Annotated in this window: 13 protein-coding genes and 1 pseudogene; 5 read left to right on the top strand and 9 right to left on the bottom strand. The window is 66.6% G+C overall.

Annotated elements, in window-relative coordinates; all coding sequences use genetic code 11:
- Positions 1–323 precede the first annotated feature (323 nt).
- Positions 324–932, top strand: coding sequence for a TetR/AcrR family transcriptional regulator (locus ABTZ89_RS21005; RefSeq protein WP_351047173.1), 609 nt, complete (start codon positions 324–326; stop codon positions 930–932).
- 51 nt (positions 933–983) lie between these two features.
- Here the strand turns inward: ABTZ89_RS21005 and ABTZ89_RS21000 are convergent, their stop codons facing one another.
- From ABTZ89_RS21000 to ABTZ89_RS20975, 6 genes are all read right to left on the bottom strand, one after another.
- On the bottom strand, positions 984–2,447 hold the full coding sequence (locus ABTZ89_RS21000) for an aldehyde dehydrogenase family protein (RefSeq protein WP_351047171.1): 1,464 nt from the start codon (positions 2,445–2,447) through the stop codon (positions 984–986).
- 26 nt (positions 2,448–2,473) lie between these two features.
- The gene (locus ABTZ89_RS20995) at positions 2,474–3,571 is read right to left on the bottom strand and encodes a Zn-dependent alcohol dehydrogenase (RefSeq protein ID WP_351047168.1); all 1,098 of its coding nucleotides are present in this window, start codon (positions 3,569–3,571) and stop codon (positions 2,474–2,476) included.
- Between the two features lie 64 nt (positions 3,572–3,635).
- Entirely contained in the window at positions 3,636–6,032 is a 2,397-nt protein-coding gene (locus ABTZ89_RS20990) for an AMP-binding protein (RefSeq protein WP_351047165.1), read from the bottom strand.
- Complete coding sequence (locus tag ABTZ89_RS20985; protein ID WP_351047162.1) at positions 6,029–6,838, bottom strand: gamma-glutamyl-gamma-aminobutyrate hydrolase family protein; 810 nt, start codon at positions 6,836–6,838, stop codon at positions 6,029–6,031. The genes ABTZ89_RS20990 and ABTZ89_RS20985 overlap by 4 nt, the downstream gene beginning before the upstream one ends.
- A gap of 5 nt (positions 6,839–6,843) precedes the next feature.
- Positions 6,844–8,217 (bottom strand): glutamine synthetase family protein, encoded by a 1,374-nt coding sequence (locus tag ABTZ89_RS20980; RefSeq protein ID WP_351047159.1) that lies wholly within the window; start codon positions 8,215–8,217, stop codon positions 6,844–6,846.
- Positions 8,210–8,872 (bottom strand): hypothetical protein, encoded by a 663-nt coding sequence (locus ABTZ89_RS20975; RefSeq protein WP_351047157.1) that lies wholly within the window; start codon positions 8,870–8,872, stop codon positions 8,210–8,212. The genes ABTZ89_RS20980 and ABTZ89_RS20975 overlap by 8 nt, the downstream gene beginning before the upstream one ends.
- A gap of 163 nt (positions 8,873–9,035) precedes the next feature.
- Here ABTZ89_RS20975 and ABTZ89_RS20970 point away from each other — a divergent pair, with 163 nt between their 5' ends.
- From ABTZ89_RS20970 to ABTZ89_RS20955, 4 genes and pseudogenes are all read left to right on the top strand, one after another.
- On the top strand, positions 9,036–10,013 hold the full coding sequence (locus ABTZ89_RS20970) for an alpha/beta hydrolase (RefSeq protein WP_351047154.1): 978 nt from the start codon (positions 9,036–9,038) through the stop codon (positions 10,011–10,013).
- A gap of 125 nt (positions 10,014–10,138) precedes the next feature.
- Entirely contained in the window at positions 10,139–11,803 is a 1,665-nt protein-coding gene (locus tag ABTZ89_RS20965; protein WP_351047152.1) for a flavin-containing monooxygenase, read from the top strand.
- A 199-nt stretch (positions 11,804–12,002) separates the two neighbouring features.
- Positions 12,003–13,074, top strand: a pseudogene (locus ABTZ89_RS20960) (AMP-binding protein); the annotation flags it as partial.
- 45 nt (positions 13,075–13,119) lie between these two features.
- Positions 13,120–13,554 (top strand): AMP-binding enzyme, encoded by a 435-nt coding sequence (locus ABTZ89_RS20955; RefSeq protein WP_351047176.1) that lies wholly within the window; start codon positions 13,120–13,122, stop codon positions 13,552–13,554.
- A gap of 458 nt (positions 13,555–14,012) precedes the next feature.
- On the opposite strand, the gene ABTZ89_RS20950 is transcribed toward ABTZ89_RS20955, so the two are convergent.
- The 3 genes from ABTZ89_RS20950 to ABTZ89_RS20940 form a co-directional block, all read right to left on the bottom strand.
- On the bottom strand, positions 14,013–15,776 hold the full coding sequence (locus ABTZ89_RS20950; RefSeq protein ID WP_351047149.1) for a hypothetical protein: 1,764 nt from the start codon (positions 15,774–15,776) through the stop codon (positions 14,013–14,015).
- A 422-nt stretch (positions 15,777–16,198) separates the two neighbouring features.
- Entirely contained in the window at positions 16,199–16,399 is a 201-nt protein-coding gene (locus tag ABTZ89_RS20945; RefSeq protein ID WP_351047147.1) for a winged helix DNA-binding protein, read from the bottom strand.
- Between the two features lie 113 nt (positions 16,400–16,512).
- The coding region (locus ABTZ89_RS20940) for an alpha/beta hydrolase fold domain-containing protein (RefSeq protein WP_351047144.1) at positions 16,513–16,854 on the bottom strand (342 nt) is incomplete at its 5' end.

Raw genomic sequence — 16,854 nt, 5'->3', positions numbered from 1 at the left:
CCGAAGGCCGGCGGTGCGCGGTCGTTCGTTCTCGTGTCCGATGCGGAGACCGTCGGTGCGACCGACCACTGGTTTCAGGACATGCCGCCTTCGATGCGACGGGCGGCGCGCGCTCGTGATCAGCACAGTTGCGTGCTGCAAACCAGGAACTTGTGATTCCGGCCATATGCTAACCGAAACTTAGTCATTTGAGCTAGTCGTTTGACCAAGTTTCCGGGCCGCGATGCGACGGATCGTCGGCGTTCAGTCCGAAATGCTACGCTCGTGCCTGACTGGGTCAGGCGTCCAACTAGCTGGACATGCCCCGACATCGGGAGGATTTCGTGGCACGAATCTCCGCCGCAGAGCGGCGCAACGACTTCGTCCGCGCAGCGGTGGAAGTCATCGCGAACCGCGGCATCGACGGAGCGACGACGCGGCGAATCGCCGAGCAGGCACAGGCGCCACTGGCGACGCTGCACTACTGCTACGACTCCAAGGAGGACCTGCTGGCAGACGTCTTCGAGTTCGTCACCAGCAGGTTTCGGGAGGCCATCGCCGACAGCGACCCGCATGCCGATCTGGCCGTGACAGCGCACGCCATCCTTCGCGGCGTCATGGAGTTCTACGTCGAATCAGCCAGCCTCGGGACGACGGCTCTGGAGCTCATCAACTGGGCGCGAAGGCAGCACGGGGAACACGCCATCACGGTGTACGACAAGGCCATGGAAACCGTGCGCACCGCACTTCGAAACGCGGCCGCGGACCATCCGGTCGAACCGGAGACCATCGATCAAATCACCTATGTCATTGCGTGCTTGGCCGACGGCTTCGGTTTGAACTGGTTGACCTACGGGGATCGGTCCGCCGCAGCGGAACAGATGCAGATCTCCGCGTCAGTTCTCGAGAGCTGGCTTGCGGCTCGGCTCGAATCTTCGCCTGCGGCATTGTGATCGGGCCGGGTCCGGGTTCGGACTGTCCTCGAGTGGTGCGGTTTCGCGTGCTCACAGCGGAAGGTCGGGCGAGTCGACGCCGACGACCCGGTCGCCGCAGAAGACTCGTACCGACTCGGCAGGCCCGTGGCCGCCGATGCCGGCCGGGCCCCAGAAGCTCTGAGCCGAGTCGTCACCGAGGTCGGCGAGTTTGGCACCGTTGACGCGCACCTCACCCGACAGCACGCGGGAGCCGATCTCGATCGCGTGGTCGGTGTCGGTGCCGAACACGTAGGCGTCGAGTCCCGAAGGATTCGCATTGGCGATGCGCAACGCCTCGTCGTCGGAGTCCACGTCGTGCAGGGACACGACCGGCCCGAAGAGCTCTGCGGTGGCCCGAGCGGGGTCGGCGCCGACGGCGATCGTGGGTGACAGGAAGAACCCGTCGAGGTCCGGGAGCTGGGCAGGCTGTCGGATGCTCGCTCCGAGATCGCGCAGCCCCTCGATCCTGCTCTGGAGCGTCCCGAAATGCGGCGCGTTCGAAATGGGGCCGATCTCGACGTCCTCGTCGAGGGAATGGCCGACCACGAGCTTGGAGATGCGCTCCGTCAACGCCTCGAGCAGCGGATCGGCTAGACGTCGGTTGGCGAGGATCTTGCCCGGCCCTTCGCACCATTGACCGTTCAGCTTGGTCATGCCGTCGAGGATGCCGTCGGCGGCGACCTCGACATCCGCGTCCTCCAGCACGAGCGCTGGGTTGTTGCCGCCGAGTTCCAGCTGCAGCACCTTGAAGTCCTCCGCGGCTGCCCGGGCGATCGCGCGACCCGCACCCGGTCCCCCGGTGAACGAGACGATCTTGATGCGCGGATCAGCGGTGAGTGCGGCGCCGACGTCACCGGCGCCGTGCACGAGCTGCAGGGCACCGCTGGGCAGGCCCGCATCGACGAAGCACTCGACGATGATCTGCGCGCTGCTCGGCGCGTGCTCCGACGGCTTCAGAATCACCGGGCAGCCCGCCGCTATCGCGCTCACGACCTTCGCCGCAGGAATGAAGCTCGGGCCGTTCCACGGAGTGAGGATCGCGGCCGGTCCCCACGGCACCTTGTAGAGGCGGACATCGCGGCCGCCCGCCTCCAATGCCTTCACACGGGGGATGCTCAGCAGATCGCTCGCCGTGGATCGAATCCTGGCGGGCAGGAAGGCCGCACCTTTCCGGGTGACGCTGATCGGAGTACCGCTGGTGAGGGAATCTGTCCGAGCGATGTCCTCAGCGCGGGTCTCTATGAGCGCAGCGACCCGCTCAAGCACGTCCGCTCGTTCTTGGCGCGCCTCGTCGTCCCAGCGCCCGATGTCGTACACCCGCTCCGCATGGTGCACCGCGCGCTCCAGGTCACCGAGTGACGTCGTGACCATGCGATGCACGGGTTCACGCGTGTTCGGGTCGACGTTCCACGCGTCGTGGAACGTCTCGCATTCGCTCCAGTCGTCGGCGATGTAGTTCACCGGCTGGGGAATCGTGATTTCGCTGCTCGCCATGGGTTCCTCTGCGTTTCGCGTGTGGTTCAGGACTGGAGGTCGACGACGATGCGGGTCACGTCACCGGACTTCATGGCCTCGAAGCCCTCGTTGATCTCGCGGAACGGGATCACCTGCGTGACCATCTCGTCGAGCAGCAACTGGCCGTGCTGATACAGGCGCGCGAACTGCGCGATGTCCTGGCGCGCATGCCCCGAACCCATGTAGGACCCGATGAGCCGCTTCTCCTCGAAGAAGAAGTCAGATGCAGGCAGGCTCAGCTCCGTCCCTCCTGGCGCAATCCCCACCAGGCACGCGGTGCCCGTGGGGCGCAGGACGGCCAGAGCTGTTGCCGCGGTGCGCGCCGAGCCGACCGCCTCGAACGCGTAGTCGACGCCCTCACCAAGCTGGTCGTGGATCTGGGCGACGACATCGTCGGCTCCGCCGTTGACGACGTGGGTTGCGCCGTAGCTGCGCGCCGCCTTCAGCCGTGTCTCGTCGAGGTCGATGGCGACGATGGCCGACGCGCCCGCGAGCCGGGCCCCTTGGATGATGGCCGAGCCGACCCCACCGCATCCGATGACCGCGGCGGTGCTGCCCGGGCGCAGCTGGGCGCCGCGGAAGACGGCGCCGACGCCGGTGGTGATGCAGCACGAAAGCAAGCAGCCGACGTGCAGCGGCACATCGTCGGCGACCTTCACCAGTGCGTTCTCCCGCATGAGGGTGTGCTGCGAAAAACCTCCGATGTCGCCGAGCCGCTCGACCGGCCGGCCGTTCCCGAGTTGGAAGGCCGGTCGTGGACGCCGGCGGATCTCCGCAATCCGCTGGCACTGCGTGGACCGGCCCGCCTCGCAGTTGCTGCACCGGCCGCAGGACGGAGTCAGCGCCCCGACGACCCGGTCTCCTGGTTGCAGACCGGTCACCGACGAACCCACTGCCTCGACGACGCCGGCGACCTCGTGGCCGAGGACCACCGGCAGCCCGATGGGCACGGTTCCGGTCATGTAGTGCAGGTCGCTGTGGCACAGACCCACGTGGGTGACTTCGACGCGCACTTCCAGCGGTTCCGGCTCGTCCACCTGGATCACGGCCAGATCCAGCGGTTCGTTGACCGCGCTCAGGACCGCGGCCTTCGTCTCGATCATTCCGGGCACTCCTCTGCGGTTGGCCTCGCTGGGCGATGAACGGCTCGGCTCAGGGCTTTCCGGGTCATGGGCGGCCCGCCTTGGTCGCCCAGAAACTCGCGACGCCCGCGCTGAGCGCTCCGCTGTCCCACGCCTGCTTCCCGGCCACGTCCTCGCGGGCGAAGGCCTTCTCGATCTCCTCGATCTGCGGTCGCAGCAGTGCCAGGTGGGGAGCCGTCGTGTTGTTCTCCGGGGTCCAGGTGTGGACGGTGTGGATGGCGTGGTCGATGAGTTCGTCCGGTGGAACGATCTCGTCCACGAGTCCGATCCGCAGCGCCTCGTCGGCGCCGATCCGCGGTGAGCCCAGGATCAGCCGCGTCGCGTGGTTGCCGACCAAGCGCGGGAGCAGCACGCTCGAGGCGTTGGAGATGGTGAGGCCCCGGCGGTTTTCCGGCTGGTAGTACTCCGCCGCCGAGCTCGCGATCCGCGCATCGCAGCACAGCGTGATCTCCGATGCTCCGCCCACCGCGAGGCCGTTGACCGCCGCGATGACGGGGACGCTCGTCTGCAGGATCGCACGCGTGATGTCGTGGAAGGACTCCAACGCCGCTCGAACCTGCTCGTACGAGGTGGGGGCGGCCGACAGGTCTTCCCCTGCCGAGAACGCGCGTCCCTCGCCGGTGAGCACGATTCCACGGACCGCTTCGCCGCTTCCGTGCTCGCGGATGACCTTCGCCAGTCGCAGCCGCGCCTCGACGTCCAACGCGTTCAGCTTCTCCGGGCGGCGCAGCGTCACCACGGCGACCTCCCGGACGACCTCGACGTCGACGACGCTCGAACTCGCGGTCGCTGAGGCATTTTCGCGGCGCGTGCGCAGGTCGTAGGTGATCCCGGGCTCGTGGGCCGCGTGCTCCTTGAGTGCCGGCTTGTTGATCCGTTCGGAGGGCGTCCGGGGAAAGTCCGGCACGAACTCGACGTAGCGGGGCACCTTGAAGTGCGCCAGCTGGTCGCGGACGCGCTCGGTGATCCGCTCGGCCGTGGCGCGCTCGGGTGCGACCCCTTCGGCGAGCTGGATGAAGGCCTTGACCTCTTCGCCGAGCACGTCGTCAGGTTCGGCGACGACGGCGGAGTCGACGACCGCGTCGTCGCGTTCGAGCGCGGCCTCGACTTCGGCGCTGGCGACGTTCTCGCCGCCACGGCGCACCATGTCCTTGACCCGCCCGACCAGCTGGATGCCGCCATCTGGTCGGCGGACCACGACGTCGCCGGTGTGGAGCAAACCGTCCCGCAAGACCTCCGCGGTCTCCTCCGGCCTGTTCCAGTACCCCTTCATCATCGGTGTGCCGGAGATGACCATCTCGCCCGGTTCGCCATCGGACGCATCGCTTCCGTCCGGATCGACCACGCGGATCGTCTTGGTCGGCACGGGACGGCCGAGACAGCCACTTCCCACCGCGCTGGTGTCGTCGACGGGGCTGAAGAGGTCGACCCCGGATTCGGTCATGCCGAAGACCTCCCGCCACGGCGCTCCCCAACGTTGTTCCAGCTGGGCGTGGAGACCCACCGGAATGCCCGAGCAGAGCACCAGGCGGAGGTCGTTGTCCTGGTCGTCGGGGCGCGGTTCCTGCTTGAACAGGAGGGTCGGCATCGAGCCGAGCACGTAGCAGAACGTGGCTCGATGACGGCGGACATCGGCGAAGAAGCCAGAGGCGGAGAACCGCGGCAGCACCACCAGAGGTGCCGCTACCGTCAACGCGAGCGCCGTGTTCCACTGTGGATCCATGTACGAGAACGGTTGGGCCGTCAGCAGGACGTCCTCGTTTCCGAGTCCGGTGATGGCGGCGCAGACCCATCCCAGGCGTACCCAGTAATCATGGGTGAGCATGCACGCCTTCGGAAAGCCCGTGGTGCCCGAGGTGTACTGCAGGTTGGCGAGCGTGTCGGCTTCGACGGTCACCTCCGGCGCGGTCGCTGGGAAAGGCCCGGTTCCGTCCTCGGCGAGATCGACGATGCGAACCTCCGCCAGGCCGCGTTCGGCTGCCGCGTCGTTCACGAGCGGGGCGCGTTCCCTGTCGGTGAACACCACTCGTGCACCTGAGTCCTCCAGGACGAACGCGAGATCTGCGGTCTTGTACGACGAGTTGATCGGCACGGCCACGGCACCGGCCTTGAGCACGGCCAGCCACGCGACCGGCCAGTGCACGATGTTCGGCAGCATGATCGCGACACGGTCACCCACCCGGATGCCATCGACCTCGATCAGCCGGTGTGCCAACTTGGACGTCCACCTGTCGATCTCGGCAAAGGTCCACGACGTGCCGCCGAAGCGCAGGAACTCCTTGTCCGGGAAGCGCGTCGCGCAAGCCGACAGCAATGCGTTCAGCGTCGGGGTGGACGGGTCGTCGCCGATGTGCTCCATCGCCACGACCGGTTGCCGACCAGACAGCGACGCGACGTCGAACCTTTCGCCCAACTCGTTCACGATGACTGCTGCCTTTCTCTTGCGTACGTTGATGTTGCTGTCGCGGGAACCCTGCGGGCGGACTCCTCGACGATCCAGCTCATCGTCGGATCGGCACGCACCATCCATTCCGGGTGCCACTGCACGCCGAGGACCGGTGAGCCGGGAAGTTCCACGGCCTCAGCCACGCCGTCGCTCGTCCGGCCGGTCACCACGAGCCCCGCACCGCATCGGTCGACGGCCTGGTGATGCCACGAGTTGGTCACCGCCCGTTCCCCGAGCAGTCCCGCCGCGATCGAGCCGGGCTCGAACGCCACGACGTGGTCGGCCGCGCCGTCGGTTGGCGCCGACTCCGCCGAGAGGTGCTGCACCGCGCTCGGCGGGAGGTCGGCGACGAGGGTGCCTCCGAGCGCGACGTTGAGGACCTGCATGCCCCGGCACACGCCCAGCACCGGAAGCCCGCGCGCCAGGGCAGCGCGCACGAGGGCGATCTCGTACTCGTCGCGCTCGACGTCGTGGACCACCGGGTCCGTGCGAGGATCAACCCCGCTGACGACTGAGGTGTCACCGCCCCAGCACGCCGGATGCAGGTCCTGCCCGCCGGTGATGACCACCCCGCACAGCCACTGGCAGATCGCCGCCGCATCGGTGTCGTAGGACAGGTGGACCGGCAGCCCACCGGCCAGGGCGATGCGGGCGGCGAAGTCGGACATGTAGCTGTCCGCGCAGCGATCGCCGTAGCGGCGATCGCCTCCGAGCAGCTCCAAGCGGTACCGCCGACCGGTGATGCCGATGAGCGGCCGCATCACGGCTGATGTTTCGGTCATGGCGGTCACGGCAGTTCGAAGTACCGGACCGACTCCCACTCCGAGAGCTCGGCGAAGGGATCACCGCCTGCGGTGTGGAACTGCATCCACTCCCACCGGCGAGACCCGACCCAGTAGTCCACGAACTCCCCGCCCAGCAGGTCCCGGAGCAGCGGATCCTGCTCGAGCTTGTCGGCCGCCTTGGTCATGGTGTCCGGCAACCGCTCGATGCCCAGACCTGGCGGCAGGCACCACGCCATCTCGCCCACCGGCTCTGGAGGCTCGATCTTGCGCTCCACACCCGCGATCACACCCGCCAGCACACCCGCCAGCGCGAGGTACAGGTTCGCGTCCGCACCGGGGACCCGGTACTCCAGGCGGGACTGCTTCGGATGCCCGCACACCGCCCGCACCGCGGTGGTCTTGTTGCTGATGCCCCACGTGACCGTCACCGGCGGCCCGCTGAGGTCGACCAACCGCCGGTACGACGTGATCTGCGGCAACACGATCGACGAGTTGCCCTCGATCGTCGCCAGCAGTCCACCGATGGCGTGGCGCATCGTCACCGACGGCCCTTCCTCGGCGTAGAAGGCGTTGACCCCGTCGCGTTCCAGCGACACGTTCAGGTGCGACGCCTGGCCGTAGCCGGCGGTGGGCTTGGCCATGAACGTCACGGTGTGGCCCCGGTCGAACGCAACCTCCCGCATGACCTGCCGGGCTCGGGCCCACGCATCGCCGATCGCGATCGGATCACTCGGCGAGAGGTTCAGCTCGATCTGACCGGCGGCGTCCTCGTCGCTCCACGCCTCCCACGCGATGCCGACCTCGTCGAGACGGCGTGCGACCGCAGACATGTACTCGACCCAGTCCTTCGACTTCGCGAGGTGGTAGGCCGTTCCCGCGGTTCCGCCGAGAGGCGTGAGGTCGCGGTAGCCACGCGACCGCGCCTCCTGAACCGACTCCTCGAAGACCGTCGCCTCGATCTCGACGGCGACAGTGGCCGTGAAACCGGAAGCCGAGAGCCGATCAACCATCTTCCGCACGAGATTGCGCGGGCACAGCGGAACCGGGGACCCGTCCTTGAGCCAGTAATCACCGATCACCGCGTCGAGGCCCGGCTCCCACTCCACCAGCGTCGACATGTCCGGGCGGAAGTACACGTCGTCCAGATGCCCGCGCCACTCCGGATAGGCGAACCCGAACGCCGGAGCATTGCCCAGATCCAGTCCGAACAGCAGATCAGCGAAGGCGAAACCCGAGTCCGCACCAGAGGCGAACTTCTCCCGAGCGACGTTCTTGCCCAGGAAACTGCCCTCTGGGTTCGTCGCCTCCAGACGCACCGTCCGCGACTGGGATTCCACGGCGTGCGAGCCGCGTGCAGCAGTGGTGAGCTCAGTCATCGTAACGAACCTTCCAGGAAGCGCCGACCATCACGGACAGCTGAGACAACGTGCCCTGAATCCCCAGCACACCCGAGGACAGCACCGCGAGCAGATCGTCAGCACCGGAGAAGATTCCGGCCAGCGTGTCCGGTGCCCCCGCGATCAAGTACCGCGAACTTCCTTGGCCCACAACAGCTTGCTCCACACCGTCCGGCCCTTCGGTCACCGCGATCAAGACGTCGGGGATGCCCGGCATGGACCGAGCCACCTCCCAGAAGCTCCGCGCCGCCGCGCGCCAGTCCGGCAGCGGCGGAGACAGGGCGGCGAGAATCCCGGCAGCGAGATCGAAATCCCCCACGGGATCTCCCACCGCTGCGAACCGCGCGTTGAGATCGACGGTGAGCGTCACGTCCGGCTCGACGACCACGCCACTGGACACGTCAATACCGTTGGCACCGAAGGCGATCACCGCCGCCTGCGGCGTGTCATGCGAACGGATCGCCACCGTTCCCGTCGATCTCCGCAGTGTTTCGAACGCGTGCCCGGCCAGGACCGAATCCCGAAGGGTCCGCCCGATCAACCGAACGATCGGGCTCGCATCATCTTCGATCCTGACCTCGACCCGTGCGGCACCCGCAGGGGGCGCCGTGGGAACCGTCGCGGTTTCGGTCATCTTGTGGTCCTTTCGAATTCGCGAGATTCACACGCGACGCGTGGCGTCGCCCGCCCACTCGACCGTCCCGTGTCCTAATTAGTCAAATGACTTGGACGTTTGACTATGTTGCGACACGGGTCACACACTGTCAACACCCACCGCCACCTCACCTGGAGATCGCGTGACCAAGCCCCACCCCTCGCACTGGGACCACCTCGACCCCGACGCCCAGCTCGTCGCCCAGGCCATCGCGGAGGTGCTGACGACACCCCTCCGCGAACTCGGCCCCGAAGCGGCACGCGAGCGCTTGTCCACCGCGCCTTCCGAGAACCCCAAGACCCACCTGGACCGCGTGGACGAGCTGACCGTGCCGGGCAGGTCGGGACACCTTCGGGCTCGCCTCTACCACCCGCCCGGCCCCTCCACCGCGGCCCCACGGCCGGCGCTGGTGTACCTCCACGGGGGCGGGTTCGTCCTCGGCACGCTCGACGGCGTCGACGAGCTCTGCCGTGCCATCGCCGCACGGTCCGGGTGGGCGGTGCTGTCCCCTGAGTACCGGCTCGCCCCGGAACACCCCTACCCAGCCGCACTCGAAGACTCGTTCGACGCGCTGGCTTGGCTCCGCGGATCGGCCCTCGAGCTCGGCATCGATCCGGACCTGATCGCCGTGGGCGGAGACTCCGCGGGCGGCAACCTCGCCGCCGCGCTCTGCTTGAAGATCCGGGACCTCGGGCTACCCCGGCCCGCATCGCAGGTCCTCGCCTACCCCGCCGTCGACGATTCGTTCGCCAGGCCGTCCTGGACGGAGTTCGCCGACGCACCTCTGCTGACCGGCGCGGACGCCCGCTGGCTCTGGGAGCAGTACGTCGGCGCCGCCCGCGCGGAAGTCGGACACCACGCGGCCCCCATGAAAGCAACGTCGTTGCGGGGCCTGCCACCCGCCCTGGTCCTGACCGCCGAGGTCGACCCGCTGCGCGACGACGCCGAGGCCTACGCCGAGCGACTGCGGAACGACGGCGTTGCCACGACCGCGATCCGCTACCCCGGCGTCTTCCACGGCTTCTTCACCGAGGTCGGCGTCTTCGCCAAGACCGATGCGGCGATCGAGGACGTCGTTCGGCATCTGCACGGCCTCGCCGCGACGACCTCTCCCACGTGAGACGCGGCCCGCCATTGACGAAACCGTCGGGCCGCACCTAGCTTCTTAGTCATCTGACCCAGACATATGACAATCTAGCTGTGGCTTGTCGATGACTCGCTCCAGACGACGAGAAGGCAGAGACCATGACTGACACCAGTTCGTCGACCGCCCCTGTTGTGGACGTGCTGTGCGTCGGCGCCGGATTCTCCGGCCTGTACGCCGCGTACAAGACCACCGAGAAGGGCTGGAGCTTCGCCGGATTCGAGACCGCTCCCAGCGTCGGCGGAACCTGGTACTGGAACACCTATCCCGGTGCCCGCTGCGACGTCGAAAGCGTCTACTACTCCTACTCCTTCAGCGAAGAACTCCAGCAGGAGTGGACCTGGAGCGAGCGCTTCGCCCCGCAGGCCGAGATTCTGGACTACATCAACCACGTAGCGGACCGGTTCGACCTCCGCCGGCACTTCCAGTTCAACACCCGGGTGGTCGCCGCGACCTGGTTGGCCGACGAGCACCTCTGGGAAGTCGCCCTCGACTCCGGAGAGACCCGCCGAGGCCGTTACCTGCTCGCCGGCTCGGGCGGATTGTCGACGCCGAAGGACGTCGATGTGCCCGGGCAGGAGAACTTCACCGGGATCACGGTGTCCACCAGCCGCTGGAACATCTCCCTGGACGACCTCGCCGGCAAGCGCGTCGCCGTCATCGGCACCGGATCATCCGGCGTGCAGTGCATCCCGCTCATCGCAGAAGTCGCCGAGCACCTCACCGTTTTCCAGCGCACCCCGAACTACGTCTTCCCCGCGCGCAACGCGCCGCTCGACGCCGAGACCGTCGAGAAGATCAAGAGCAACTACCCCGCCATCCGCGAAGAGTGCCGCCACTCCCCCGGCGGCATCCCGGATCGCCCGGTCACCGACCGCGCCTTCGACGTCTCCGCGGAAGAACGGCGCGAGCGCTACGAGAAGGCCTACGAACGCAGCGGATTCCTCGGCGTTGGGGCAGAGTTCGCCGACCTGCTCCTGGACGCCGAGGCCAACGAGACCGCCGCGGAGTTCATGCGCGAGAAGATCCGCGAGATCGTCGCCAGCCCGGAGACGGCACGCGTCCTGGAACCCCGGTACCACCCGCTGGGCGCCAAGCGCAGCTGCTTCGGCACCGACTACTACGAAACCTTCAACCGCCCCAACGTCTCTGTCGTCTCACTGCGCGACGAGCCCATCGAGACCATGACTGCCGACAGCATCATCACCAGCAACGACTCGTACCCTGTCGACGCCCTGGTGCTGGCAATCGGATTCGACGCTTTCACCGGCCCCCTGTTCGCGCTCAACATCACCACGCCGCAGGCGGGCAAGCTGCAAGACGCGTGGAGCGACGGAACCCGCACGCTGCTGGGGATCATGACCGCCGGATTCCCAAACTTCTTCATGATCGGCGGCCCCCAGAGCCCCGCACTCGTCAGCAACGTCATCGTCACCATCGAGCAAGCCGTCGACTGGATCACCGGGCTGATCGCCCACGCCAAAACCCAAGGCGCCGAGGTCATCGAACCCACCGCCGAAGCCCAGGACGACTGGGTGACCATCACCGAGGAAACAGTCGGCCAGACGCTGTACGCCACCACCGACTCCTGGTATCGCGGCTCGAACATCGCCGGCAAACCAACCACCTTCATGGGCTACGTCGGCGGCGTCGGCAAATACCGCCGCATGTGCACCGAGCTCGCCAAGCGCGGCTACCCCGGCATCAAGATCGATGGTCACGCTCCCGTGCCCCGCATCGGCCGCATCGACGCGGAAATCGAATGAAGATCACCCACCAGGCTCTCGGTCTCCGTCATCACACGTCCTCGTCCGATCGGGAGCGATTTCGGCCAAGGATGTTGTCGTCGTGAAGTGACCGCAGACAGCGGTGGCGATAGACGGCGGCACCTCGCGCGCTACATGACCCGGGGCGTTTGCGGCCCCGTTCCCCAAGTGGACCCCGTGAAGGAGCAACGCCTTGTCGATGCGCAGCCCGTACCCGGACGTGGAGATTCCGGACGTCTCGTTGACCGAGTTCCTGTTCGCCGACGGCTTCGGGGACCGGGCCGACGCGCCCGCGTTCCTCGATGGGACCACCGGTGACCAGCTCACCTTCACCGAGTTCCGCGCCCTCGTCGAGAAGATCGCCGGCGGACTCGCCGCCCGGGGCATCGGCAAGGGCGATGTCGTCGGCCTGTTCGCGCCGAACCTGCCGCAGTGGGCAGCATTGTTCCACGGAATCTTGCGCGCCAACGGCATCGTGACCAGCGCGAACTCGATGTACACCGCCGGTGAGCTGGCCCACCAGCGCGAAGATGGTCATCACCGTCTCGTCGTTCCTCGACCGGGCCCTGCCCGCTGCGAAGGAGGCGGGGCTGTCTGCCGACGCAGTCCTGACCATTGACGCGACCGAGGGTCACGACTCGCTGGCCGACCTCGTGTTCTCCGGCGCCCCGGCCCCGGAGCTGATGACGATCGCGACGGACACCGCGGTGCTGCCCTTCTCCTCAGGCACCACCGGCTTGGCCAAGGGGGTGATCCTGTCCCACCGCAACCTGGTGGCGAACCTGCTCCAGGTCCAGGCGATGGGCTCCGTCACCGACCAGACGAAGATCATGGCGTTCCTGCCGTTCTTCCACATCTACGGCATGACCGTGATGATGAACCAGGGCCTGCACGCCCGCTCCACAGTCATCACCATGCCGAAGTTCGACCTCGAGCAATTCCTGACGATCACGCAGAAGTACAGCGTCGACCGTCTCTACATCGCCCCGCCGGTCGCGGTCGCGCTGGCCAAGCACCCGATCGTCGACACCTACGACCTGTCCTGCGTGAAGACGATCTTCTCCGGCGCAGCCCCGCTGGATGGCGAGCTCGGCCGCGCCGTCGCCGAGCGGCTGCAATGCACGGTGCTGCAGGGCTACGGCATGACCGAGCTGTCCCCAGTGAGCCACTGCATGCCCGACGACCGGGGCGACCTGGACCTCAGCTCCTCGGGCTTCACGCTGCCCAATATCGAGTGCAAGCTTGTGGACCCGGAGACCGGTAAGGAGGTCGGCACCGGGGAGCGTGGCGAACTGTGGGTGAAGGGCCCGAACGTGATGGTCGGGTACCTCAACAACGCCGACGCGACCGACGCCACCAAGGATGCCGACGGCTACCTGCACACCGGCGACATCGCCGTCGTCGACGACGAGGGCGTCTACTCGATTGTCGACCGGGTCAAGGAGCTGATCAAGTACAAGGGCTACCAGGTGCCGCCCGCCGAGCTGGAGGCCCTGCTGCTCACCCACGACAAGATCGCCGATACCGCAGTGATCGGGGTGCGCGACGCCGACGGCGAGGAGGTGCCGAAGGCATTCGTCGTCAAGCAGGCCGCCGGTGCGGACCTTACCGAGGACGAGGTCATGGTGTTCGTCGCCGAGCGGGTCGCGCCGCACAAGAAGGTGCGGGTCGTCGAGTTCATCGAGCAGATCCCGAAGTCAGTGTCCGGGAAAATCCTGCGCAAGAATCTGCGCGCCAAGGGAAGCGACTAAATCGGAATTTCCCCTGCAGCCAGCTGACCGGGTACTGCTCGCCGCGGCACCAGAGCGGGGCACGCTCGTGATCTACACGATGGTCGCCACGTTCCACCGCCCTGCTGCTGGGGCTTGACGCACGAAGAGCATCAGGTCATTCGTCCTTCGACGCGAAGGTCAACGACGCGCGCGATGAGCTCGGGACGCAGGTTCAAGGACCTGGACGGCCGAGGGGTTCTTTGCCTGGAACGGCAAGCGCTGGCAGCCGCCGAAGATCAACCTGTGGCCGCGGCCGGTGCAGAAACCGTATCCGCCGCTGATCGGCCCACACCTACCTAGGGCCTCGGGCACGGCAGATAGGTTCGTCTGGCCCATCCAGACCGCGACTTTGGACCGACAGGACGAAATATCCACAACGGACGCTCAATTACGAAAAAGGTAAACCACAGGCGAAATCGTCCTTAGTCTCGTCTCGTTCAGATGATCGGACGCAAGTTCCCGATCCAGCTCTGCGGCACGTCTCCTGCGCGGGCTACATAAACCGTGACGTCTGCCTTCAGCGCGTTCCCGGTGACGCTGGCGCGCGCCACCGGCAATCCACCAACACTCTCGACGTGACTCACCAGCGGTCCGACCTTCGCACTAGTCCTCGGAATGAACCGTCCGACCGCCTCCCCGTCGAGACGGATCTCCACCAAGTCCAGCGGTTTTCCCGCCTTCTCGATTGTGACGTTGTGGAGGGTTACTGCGACGCTCTCCCCGACATACGGCCGAAGGAAGTCAACGTGTTCCTCCTCGCCCGTCACCTGCAACGCGTTGCCGACCGGCAGCAAGATGGCGTTGTCGTCGTCGGGCATGGACGCTGGATAACCGAAATCCTCTGCCTCCGCGACGGAAAGTGTGACACGCCCCCGGAAACCGCTGCCTTGGTAGTTCGTGCAGGCCCACACACGAGCATCGACGGTAACGGCTGAACCTCCGGCGGTCATCGCCGAGACATGCGGGAAGTACACGGTGGACTCCTCATGCGGGACATAGCCGACGTGCTGCCCGCGCACGAAGACAGCCACCGCGTGCCCCTCCCCGTGCGGGTTGTCCGGGTCGGGCACCATGACGGCCTTCTCTTCCAACTCCGCGCCACCGGGCTCCTTGTAGCCCGGCACTCCGGTGAACAGCGCCGCGATGGCCTTCTCGTGAAATGACTCGCCCACGACTTCGATCGTGTTCCATGGACGCCCCCACGGTTCGATCGGCCGACCGGCCGGGCTCGGCGGCACGTGCTCGCTCTCGGGCTTGGACGCCCGACGAGGAGCCGGTGCGCTCGCGGGCGTCACCGGGCCGGACTGTGCGATGATCGTGGTGCTCTCTTTTGCCGATGACCGGATCGGTGTGGGCGCTGGCCCCGCAGACGCAGCAGGGGCATCCGGGAGTGGCGTGCTCGTCAGCAGTGGCGTTCGAGGCCGGGACCGGAGAATCTGCTGCCACCAGGTCGCGGCATCGTGCCGCGATAGTTTCACCACCCAGACGAGCCCCTGTGGCGAGGAGAGCATGACCTCGGAGTAGAGCATCACCGGCAGCCGACGGTTGTTCTTGAATCGGCGGTCCGGTCCACCCCGCACGTTGGCGTATTGCCACGTTTCGTCAACCTGCACGCCGTCACGAGGTACAACGCCGTCTTCGATGAACCTGCTCTGAGCCACGGACACCTTGAGGTGGTTGTAGTCCACGTCGCTCCACCGCCCACCGGACTTCACCAACAACCGGTCGGGGAGGAACAGCAGGTTGTGTCGCTTTGCCTTCACCGTGGGGACCTTGACGTTCGCGTTCAACGCCATAGGCAGCTTCATCAGGAACGAGACGTCATGCCGAGACACCAGATTGCCTGCACCGGCGTGCATCTTCCGGTCGTGTGTCCGGTTCAGATGGGTGCTCGTTTGCACTCGCCACTTGCCATTCGTCTGGACGAGTGAAGACCAGCCAGCAGCGAGCGAATTGAACCACTTTGCCAGGTCCGAATCGACCTCGTAATGCAACACGACGCGGCGACGGGCGAAGCCAACTAGAGCAACGACCAGCGCCACCGCCGTCGGGATGAGAAACAGCGGCGTTGAAAAGGAGATGAGGGCACAGGCAACGGTGGCCCAGCCCCACCAGGTAATCCAGCGCTGCGCGCGGTTGAGCTGGGTGACCAGTTCGTCGGAGTCGGTTGGTGCGAGTTGGTGGGCACTGGCCCCGATCAAGTTAGTGGTCGTGGTGTCGCCTGGCAGGTACAACAGCCCGCTGTCAGCGGTGGATCCTGCTGTGCGCGTCGCATGTCTCGTCGTCGTACGACGGCGACGCCGTCCGCCACCGGAGTTGGCATATACCGAGAATGGCCCGACGCCACTGCTGATACCCAGCCCCCGCGTACTCACGCGAACGCGGAAGAGCCGCGGCCCAACGCTGATCCCGAACCCCATGAGACGAAGAATAAAGATAAGTGGACATACTTCCTATAGTTTTCGGATGAGGAGTTAACCAGAGTCATCGGGCAACAGATCCGGTCACGCTCGGTAGTGGTCTAAGTGTGGTGTCCGTGGCGGAGGACTGCGTTTGGGCGGGTTGGCCGGAACGGTCGTTGACGCCTGACTTCCATATACGCTCGCCGACCGGCCGCCCCGCTTCACTCGAACGCGGCAGTGAGGCGCTGGAGCAACTCCCTCAGGGTTGCCTGCTCGTCCCCGGACAGGTTGGAGAGCAGCATCCGTTCGTTCTCCAGATGGGCCGAAACCATCCGGTTGATGAGGTCGAGACCGGCGTCGGTCAAGAAAACCCGGGGCAGGTCAGACTGTTCGAGTTCGCGTCCAGCGCCACCGCCCAGCACTTCACCTAAACCGGGATCTCCGGATCAAGCGGAACCGTCCGAGGCCAGGAAGCCCATCCTTGCTGGACCGCAGGTCGCTTCGGCCCTCACCGCGATATCCTCCAGCGTCCCCATCAGCCGACCGGGTGCAAGGCGCGACGAAGCGTGTCGAGGGTTTCGGCCGCCTGACGCCGGGACACCGCCGCCCCCGTGAGCACCGCCGAGCGGTGGAACGTCCCGGGGAACAGGTGCAGCTCGACGGACACACCCGCGCGCAGCAGGCCGGAGGCATAAGCCAAGCCCTCGTCCCGCAGCGGATCGTTCTCGTACACCGACACGTACGCCGGAGGAAGCCCCGAAAGATCGTCCGCCCGAGCTGGAGCCGCGTACGCGGGAACCTCCCCACTCCACCCACGCAGGTAGTGCCGCCAGCTCAGCACCGCGTCGGCGTGGTTCCACAGCGGTGTCTCATCGAA

The sequence above is a fragment of the Saccharopolyspora sp. NPDC002686 genome (assembly GCF_040295745.1).
GTDB classification, from domain to species: Bacteria; Actinomycetota; Actinomycetes; order Mycobacteriales; family Pseudonocardiaceae; genus Saccharopolyspora; species Saccharopolyspora oryzae.
The sequence above is the reverse complement of the archived record's forward strand: the minus strand, read 5'-3'. Positions and strand labels throughout refer to the sequence as shown.